The sequence below is a fragment of the Pseudomonas sp. AGC41 genome (assembly GCF_057334555.1).
In genome coordinates, this window is sequence record NZ_JBHFJB010000116.1 from 119,579 (window position 1) to 127,225 (window position 7,647).

Consider the following 7,647-nt stretch of genomic DNA (forward strand, 5'->3'; position numbering starts at 1 on the left):
CAAGAGCCACAAGAGCCACAAGAGCCACAAGAGCCACAAGAGCCACAAGAGCCACAAGAGCCACAAAGAGCCAATGCTGATATCAGTCGTCGAAATCCTGCCAGCCGCCCATTTCCTTCCAGCGATTGACGATGCCGCAGAACAGCTCCGCGGTCTTCTCGGTGTCATAGCGGGCCGAGTGGGCTTCGCGGCCGTCGAAATCGATGTCGGCGGCCTGGCAGGCCTTGGCCAATACGGTCTGGCCGTACGCCAGGCCGGCCAGGGTCGCTGTGTCGAAACTGGAAAACGGGTGGAATGGATTACGCTTCATGTCCAGTCGCGCAACGGCGGCGTTAAGGAAGCCCAAGTCAAAACTGCTGTTATGACCGACCAGGATCGCGCGCTTGCAACCGTTGGCCTTCAGCGCCTTGCGCACGCCACGGAAGATGTCGGTCAGTGCCGTTTCCTCGCTGACCGCCATGCGCAGCGGGTGGTCGAGCTTGATCCCGGTGAATTCCAGCGCGGCCGCTTCGATGTTGGCGCCTTCGAACGGTTCAACGCGGAAGAAATAGGTGTGGTCCGGGAACACAAAGCCTTTTTCATCCATGCCGATGGTCGTCGCGGCAATCTCCAGCAACGCATCGGTGGCCGAGTTGAAACCGCCGGTTTCTACGTCGACCACGACCGGCAGGTAACCCCGGAAACGGGCTGCCATGGGGTGGCGTGCGCCACCGGAACCACCGTTGCCGTCCAGTTCGTCGTCGAAATGATCTTCACTCACGCGTTTTCCTCCAGCAGGCGCCAGCGCAGTTTTTCACCGGCGCGCAGCGGGATGATTGTCTGTTCGCCAAACGGCAGGCTGGCGGGGGCGGTCCATTCGTCGCGGACCAGGGTAATGCTATCGGTGTTCACCGGCAGGCCATAGAAACGCGGACCGTGCAGGCTGGCAAAACCTTCGAGCTTGTCCAGCGCGTTGCGTTGCTCGAACGCCTCGGCGTACATCTCGATGGCGGCATAGGCGGTGTAGCAACCGGCGCAACCGCAGGCGGCTTCCTTGGCATGGCGGGCATGGGGCGCCGAGTCCGTGCCGAGGAAAAACTTCGCGCTGCCGCTGGTGGCGGCATCGAGCAAGGCTTCCTGGTGAGTGTTGCGCTTGAGGATCGGCAGGCAATAGAAGTGCGGCCGGATCCCCCCCACCAGCATGTGGTTGCGGTTGTAAAGCAGGTGATGCGCGGTAATGGTCGCGCCGACGTTGGCCGGGGCTTCGTTGACGAACTGCACGGCATCGCCGGTGGTGATGTGTTCGAACACCACCTTGAGCGTCGGGAAACGCTCCACGACGCGGCGCATGTGCTCGTCGATGAAGATTTTCTCGCGGTCGAACACGTCGACATCGCCGCGGGTGACTTCACCGTGGATCAGCAACGGCATCCCGACTTCGGCCATCGCTTCGAGCGCCGGGAAGATCTTGTCGATGCTGGTGACGCCGGAATCCGAATTGGTGGTGGCGCCGGCCGGGTACAACTTGGCCGCGTGGACGAAGCCGCAGGCCTTGGCCTCGCGGATTTCTTCGGGCTGGGTGCGGTCGGTGAGGTAAAGCACCATCAGCGGTTCGAAGCGGCTGCCGGCCGGGCGTGCGGCCAGGATGCGCTGGCGATAGCCATCGGCCTCGACGGCGTTGCGGACGGGCGGAACCAGGTTAGGCATGATGATGGCGCGCCCGAAGGTGCGCGCGACATCGGCGACGGTATGGGTCAACACAGCACCATCGCGAAGATGAATATGCCAGTCGTCGGGACGCAGCAGGGTCAGGCGGTCGGACATTGAGGGGCTTCCAGGCGGGTCAAACTCTGGGGGAATGCTACCGGAAAAGACCGATGCGGGCACCCGCTATCAAGTTTTGCCACAAGTTACCGATAGCCCCTTCAGGTGTGCCACGAATCCGTGCGATATCTCGGACAGGCGTCATGCCCGGTGTTTTTCGATTTCCGTAAGTAAAAAGCCAGTGGAGCCTCCCGTGCGCCAGCGTTATCTAGCCTTGCTCAGTGTGTTTGCCAGCCTTCCTGCGATGGCGCTCACTTTCCAGACTCGTCTGGAGAGCATCGAGTGGACGGTCGAAGGCGACAAGTTCGAGTGCCGGCTGAGCCAGCCGATCGCCGATTTCGGCAGCGGCGAGTTCGTCCGCCGCGCGGGCGAGCAGGCCACGTTCCGACTCAAGGCCTACAACCCGGTGCTGGGTGGCGGTTCCGCGACGCTGCTGGCGGCCGCTGCGCCGTGGCAACCGGGGCGGGGCGACATCAACCTGGGGTCGGTCAGGATTGGCAGCGGCGACGTGTTGTTCAACAGCTCCCAAGTCCAGGCGGGCCGCCTGATCAGTGGGTTGATGGAAGGGCGCAGCCCCGTAGTCCGGCGCAACACCGAGGATGGCCGGGTGTCTGAAGTTCGCCTGTTGCCTGTGCGCTTCAACAAGGCGTTCAGCGACTACCAAGGCTGTGTGGCGAAACTGTTGCCGAAGAATTTCGAGCAGATCAAGCAGACCCAGATCGGCTTTCCCGGCGAGGGGGTCGAGCTCGACGCCCAGGCCAAGGCTCAGTTGCAGGTCATGCTCGACTTCATCAAGGCTGACCCGAGCGTCAACCATGTCGAACTCGATGGGCATTCCGACAACAGCGGCAACCGCTTGACCAACCGTGAGCTGTCGCGCCGCCGTGCGCTGGCGGTCATGGATTTCTTCAAGGCCAATGGCTTCCAGGAATCGCAGTTCACCGTGCGTTTCCACGGTGAGCGTTATCCGCTCGTGCCCAACAGCAACGCCACCAATCGAGCCAAGAACCGGCGCGTGCTGGTGCAACTCGATCGGGTGGCGGCCACCCAGGCGCCAGCGGCTCAGCCAACCGCGCCAACCGTGCCATCCACGCCAGCTGCGCCTGCGGCGGCGCCCGCTGCGGCACCTGGCAAGACGCCGGCACCGGTGGCCCCCGTCAAGGCCACTGCGCCCGCAGGTGCTACTGCACGGACCTCTTGAGCCCCTTTTGATCGTCGCGCCATCGACACAATCTGTCGCTTCGTCGTCATAAGCTGTCGCGCCTCTGTAAATTATCCGCGCTGGACGTTAGACTTCCCGGCTTTCCGTACAACCCGTGGAGTGATGGCATGGCGGACGTAAACAAGGTCGTTCTGGCGTATTCCGGCGGCCTGGACACTTCGGTGATCCTCAAGTGGCTGCAGGATACTTATAACTGCGAAGTGGTGACCTTCACCGCTGACCTGGGGCAGGGCGAAGAAGTCGAGCCTGCACGCGCCAAGGCTCAGGCCATGGGCGTCAAAGAGATCTACATCGATGACCTGCGCGAAGAATTCGTCCGCGACTTCGTGTTCCCGATGTTCCGCGCCAACACTGTTTACGAAGGCGAGTACCTGCTGGGTACCTCCATCGCCCGTCCCCTGATCGCCAAGCGCCTGATCGAAATCGCCAACGAAACCGGCGCTGACGCCATTTCCCACGGTGCTACCGGCAAGGGCAATGACCAGGTACGTTTCGAACTGGGCGCCTATGCCCTCAAGCCGGGCGTCAAAGTCATCGCCCCGTGGCGCGAGTGGGACCTGCTGTCCCGTGAAAAACTGATGGACTACGCCGAGAAGCATGCGATCCCGATCGAGCGTCACGGCAAGAAAAAATCCCCGTATTCGATGGATGCCAACCTGCTGCACATCTCCTACGAAGGCGGCGTGCTGGAAGACACCTGGACCGAGCACGAAGAAGACATGTGGCGTTGGACCGTCTCCCCGGAGAAAGCTCCCGATACCCCGCAATACCTTGAGCTGACCTATCGCAACGGCGATATCGTTGCCCTCGACGGCGTGGAAATGAGCCCGGCCACCGTGCTCGCAACCCTGAACCGTATCGGCGGCGAACACGGCATCGGTCGCCTGGACATCGTTGAGAACCGCTATGTCGGCATGAAGTCCCGCGGCTGCTACGAAACCCCCGGCGGCACCATCATGCTGCGTGCTCACCGGGCGATCGAGTCGATCACCCTGGACCGCGAAGTGGCTCACCTGAAAGACGAGTTGATGCCCAAGTACGCCAGCCTGATCTACACCGGTTACTGGTGGAGCCCGGAGCGTCTGATGCTGCAACAGATGATCGATGCCTCCCAGGCCCACGTGAATGGCGTCGTGCGCCTGAAGCTGTACAAGGGCAACGTGATCGTGACCGGGCGCAAGTCCGACGAGTCGCTGTTCGATGCCAACATCGCGACCTTCGAAGAAGACGGTGGCGCCTACAACCAGGCCGACGCGGCCGGCTTCATCAAGCTCAACGCCCTGCGCATGCGCATCGCGGCGAACAAGGGTCGCAAGCTGTTCTGACCCGGCTGCTCAAAAAAAGGCCTGCCCTGCGCAGGCCTTTTTTTTGCGAATGTCTCGTCCGGAATCACTTTAAACTTTCTGTTTTTTTCTCGTAAGACAGTTTCTCTATACCCCGGCTCGGTGATGAAAGCGGTTATTTGTCGCGGATTGTTATTGATCGATTTCACCCTTATTGCAGAGTGAAGCGGTGTGGGTTGAATAATGTAAATAATGTGGAAACCGATTTATCGGGTCGGTTTTTCTTTTGTGGGAGTTTGTTGTCGGCGGATCCAAGCGGTTCCTACCTGAATAAATCAATTATTTTTTCATGAGAAAAGTCCCACCTGTATTGCCAGGCCGGTTGCCTTTGTGCCGAGGCCGCACGGTTTTTCGGGAGCCGTGGCGGGTCAGAATCGCTCCGTCGCTCCGACGGAAAAAATCATGGCGCGTTATTTCACAGGTTATTTGTAGGATTTTTCTGCATTGCTTGTAAGTTATGTCTTTCGGTGCGAACGGCTTGCTACAGCGGCATCCCATGGGTGAAATGACTAGGCTATTGTGCGTGCTCTAAAAATTCGAACAGCGAAATTGGATTTGCCCATGAATAAAGTGCTGATCGTGGATGATCACCCCGTCATTCGTCTTGCTGTACGTTTGTTAATGGAGCGCCATGGATATGAAGTTATCGCCGAAACAGACAATGGCGTCGATGCGTTACAGCTGGCGCGCGATAAAATGCCCGACATCGTTGTTCTCGATATCGGCATCCCGAAGTTGGACGGACTGGAGGTTATTGCGCGCCTGACCACCAACCCTACGCCCCTGAAAGTGCTGGTGCTCACTTCTCAGTCGCCAGGGCATTTCTCGATGCGATGCATGCAAATGGGCGCGGCCGGTTATGTGTGCAAGCAACAGGATCTGACCGAGTTGTTGAGTGCAATAAAAGCGGTGCTCTCGGGTTACAGTTATTTCCCCAACCAGGCGTTGCATACCGTGCGTTCGAGCCTGGGCAATGCCAGCGAGTCGGATATGGTCGATCGGCTGTCTGGACGCGAGATGATGGTCTTGCAGCAACTGGCCCGCGGGAAGACCAACAAGGAGATTGCCGACGGGATGTTCCTGAGCAACAAGACCGTGAGTACCTACAAGACCCGCCTGTTGTTGAAACTCAATGCCCGCTCACTGGTCGACCTGATCGAGCTGGCACAGCGTAACGGATTGGTGTAATCCATAGCCTCATGTGCTCGGTAAAAGGCCTCCGCCCGGGAGGCTTTTACGAGTCAGAGATCAAAATCATAGTCGGCCAATTGTTTCTGCAAGCGACGCTCTTCCAGCAGGTTGTCGATGGTGCGGCGTTTACTCAGGTTGGTTTTCGCCACTTCCACGACCACCGGTTCCGCATCGTCTGCCTCGACGGCGATGAAATCGTCTTCTACATCCAGTTGTTCTTTGCCAGCGCTCATGAGTTCAACTCCAGGCTAAGACTGCCATTGGCGCTCCTTATAGCGATAAACCACCGGCGGGTAAAAAAGATTTTTTCAATCGCTTTATCAACAAAAGCAATAGCGCCTCAATCGTCAGATGTCTTGTGCTTGTATTCGCATAGATCTTCGATTCGGCAGCTGCCGCAACGAGGCTTTCGCGCCAGGCAGACGTAACGCCCATGGAGGATGAGCCAGTGGTGCGAATCCAGGAGGTATTCCTTGGGGACGAATTTCATCAGCTTCTTTTCCACTTCCACGACATTTTTGCCCGGAGCAATCCCGGTACGGTTGCTGACGCGGAAAATGTGCGTATCGACTGCCATCGTCAGCTGTCGAAACGCGGTGTTGAGCACCACATTGGCGGTCTTGCGGCCGACGCCTGGAAGGGCTTCCAGCTCTTCGCGGGTCTGCGGGATTTCGCCGTCATGGCGCTCCATCAGCAGCCGGCAGGTCTCGATGACATTTTTGGCCTTGCTGTTGAACAGGCCGATGGTCTTGATGTATTCCGACAGCCCTTCGACCCCCAAGGCGTGGATCGCTTGCGGGGTGTTGGCCACGGGAAACAGCTTGGCCGTGGCTTTGTTGACGCCGACATCGGTGGATTGGGCCGACAGAATCACCGCGATCAGCAACTCGAAGGGCGAGGAGTAAGCCAGTTCGGTTTTCGGCTCCGGGTTGTCTTCATGAAAGCGACGGAATATTTCCAGGCGTTTTGCGGCGTTCATGGGCGCGGCGTTTCCTCTAGGGGTGGATGGGGTTTGCTGGCCGTCCAGGCCTGGTGGGCCGCCAGCAGCAGGCCGAGCAGGATGAACCCGCCGGGAGCCAGCACGGCCAGTGGGACGCCATTGCCGATCAATTCGCGGAGGGCGCTCAGAATGGCCATCAGGAGGCCAGACTGGCCCGCCAGCCTGAGGCGGTCAGCTACCCGGGATTCGTCCACAGACGCTTGATCCAGCGCTACGCAGCTCAAGGCGATCCAGCCGAGGTAAAGGCCTGACGATGCATACCACTCCGGCAGCCAGGCCTGCGCGACCAGGCTTGCGCAAGCACTCAAGGCTGCGGCCAGCAGGATAGCGGCCACGAGCCGCTGATACCTCGTCAAGCGTGCCCCGGCCAGCGTCATGGCCCAGCCATGGCCGAAGCTGATCAAAACCCAGGCCAGCCATACTCCCAGCGCATTCGCCAGCGAGCTGCTTGCGCCTACCAGGGGCACCAGCAGCAGACCACGGGCCAATACCGGCTTATTCATTGGCACTCGCTCCGATCAGGTGAGCCTGGTGCTCATCGAAATAACGCAGCGCCTCGTGGATCGCCCGCAGCACTGCGCGGGAAGTCACCGTCGCGCCGGCTAATTGATCGAACTGCCCGTGATCCCTTTTTAATGCCCAACCGTCATCCGTCGGCGCCTGGCGCGACGTTCCGCTGAATCTCTGCAGCCAGGCATTCGGCCAGTCGGCGATTACCGCGCCCAGGCCGGGTGTTTCCGACTGGCGCAGGGTTTTAACGCCAAGCAGGCGGCCGCTGGGATCGATGGCGATCATCAATTCGATGCTGCCCTCATACCCCGGCGCCTGGCTGCGCAACAGCAGCGCGCTGGGCTGACCGTTGCGGGTCGCCAGGTAACCGCCCAGCAACCGGCTGTGGCGCAACTCAACCGGAGTCGTTATGACCGGTTGCGCCAACGGCTGGTTGTCATAACGCTCGGGGGGCAATACCTCGAACAAGGTCCGGCCGGCCAAAGCTTGCCGTTGGGCTTCGATGCGTCCGGCCAGATTGACCTGCGTGAGGTACGTGGCGCCGATGCCGAGGCCGGCCAGGACGATCAGGATCAGCA

At 59.9% G+C, this 7,647-nt stretch carries 9 protein-coding genes; 3 read left to right on the forward strand and 6 right to left on the reverse strand.

Translation table 11 applies throughout. The features are described 5' to 3' along the window. Window positions 1–82 precede the first annotated feature (82 nt). Together rnt and pyrC are read right to left on the reverse strand one after the other, a co-directional pair. Entirely contained in the window at window positions 83–760 is a 678-nt protein-coding gene (gene rnt, locus ACE04F_RS20130; protein WP_039591753.1) for a ribonuclease T, read from the reverse strand. After that, window positions 757–1,803 carry a dihydroorotase gene (gene pyrC, locus ACE04F_RS20135; protein WP_486109394.1) on the reverse strand — a complete coding sequence of 349 codons (1,047 nt, stop codon included), beginning with the start codon at window positions 1,801–1,803 and terminating at the stop codon, window positions 757–759. The genes rnt and pyrC overlap by 4 nt, the downstream gene beginning before the upstream one ends. A 193-nt stretch (window positions 1,804–1,996) precedes the next feature. On the opposite strand from pyrC, the gene ACE04F_RS20140 reads away from it, so the two are divergent. The 3 genes from ACE04F_RS20140 (at window position 1,997) to ACE04F_RS20150 (ending at window position 5,556) form a co-directional block, all read left to right on the forward strand. Beyond that, entirely contained in the window at window positions 1,997–3,004 is a 1,008-nt protein-coding gene (locus ACE04F_RS20140; RefSeq protein WP_486109396.1) for a flagellar protein MotY, read from the forward strand. Window positions 3,005–3,132: 128 nt separating this feature from the next. Next, window positions 3,133–4,350 carry an argininosuccinate synthase gene (locus ACE04F_RS20145; protein ID WP_003204943.1) on the forward strand — a complete coding sequence of 406 codons (1,218 nt, stop codon included), beginning with the start codon at window positions 3,133–3,135 and terminating at the stop codon, window positions 4,348–4,350. Window positions 4,351–4,929: 579 nt separating this feature from the next. Next, a complete protein-coding gene (locus ACE04F_RS20150; protein WP_486109398.1) occupies window positions 4,930–5,556 on the forward strand; it encodes a response regulator in 627 nt (208 codons plus the stop codon). A gap of 53 nt (window positions 5,557–5,609) precedes the next feature. Here ACE04F_RS20150 and ACE04F_RS20155 read toward each other — a convergent pair whose 3' ends face one another. The 4 genes from ACE04F_RS20155 to ACE04F_RS20170 form a co-directional block, all read right to left on the reverse strand. Then, entirely contained in the window at window positions 5,610–5,792 is a 183-nt protein-coding gene (locus tag ACE04F_RS20155; protein WP_135846865.1) for a PA3496 family putative envelope integrity protein, read from the reverse strand. A gap of 107 nt (window positions 5,793–5,899) precedes the next feature. Beyond that, the gene (nth, locus tag ACE04F_RS20160; RefSeq protein ID WP_486109401.1) at window positions 5,900–6,538 is read right to left on the reverse strand and encodes an endonuclease III; all 639 of its coding nucleotides are present in this window, start codon (window positions 6,536–6,538) and stop codon (window positions 5,900–5,902) included. Then, window positions 6,535–7,062 (reverse strand): Rnf-Nqr domain containing protein, encoded by a 528-nt coding sequence (locus ACE04F_RS20165; protein WP_486109403.1) that lies wholly within the window; start codon window positions 7,060–7,062, stop codon window positions 6,535–6,537. The genes nth and ACE04F_RS20165 overlap by 4 nt, the downstream gene beginning before the upstream one ends. Further along, a complete protein-coding gene (locus ACE04F_RS20170) occupies window positions 7,055–7,645 on the reverse strand; it encodes an RnfABCDGE type electron transport complex subunit G (protein WP_486109405.1) in 591 nt (196 codons plus the stop codon). The genes ACE04F_RS20165 and ACE04F_RS20170 overlap by 8 nt, the downstream gene beginning before the upstream one ends. Window positions 7,646–7,647 lie beyond the last annotated feature (2 nt).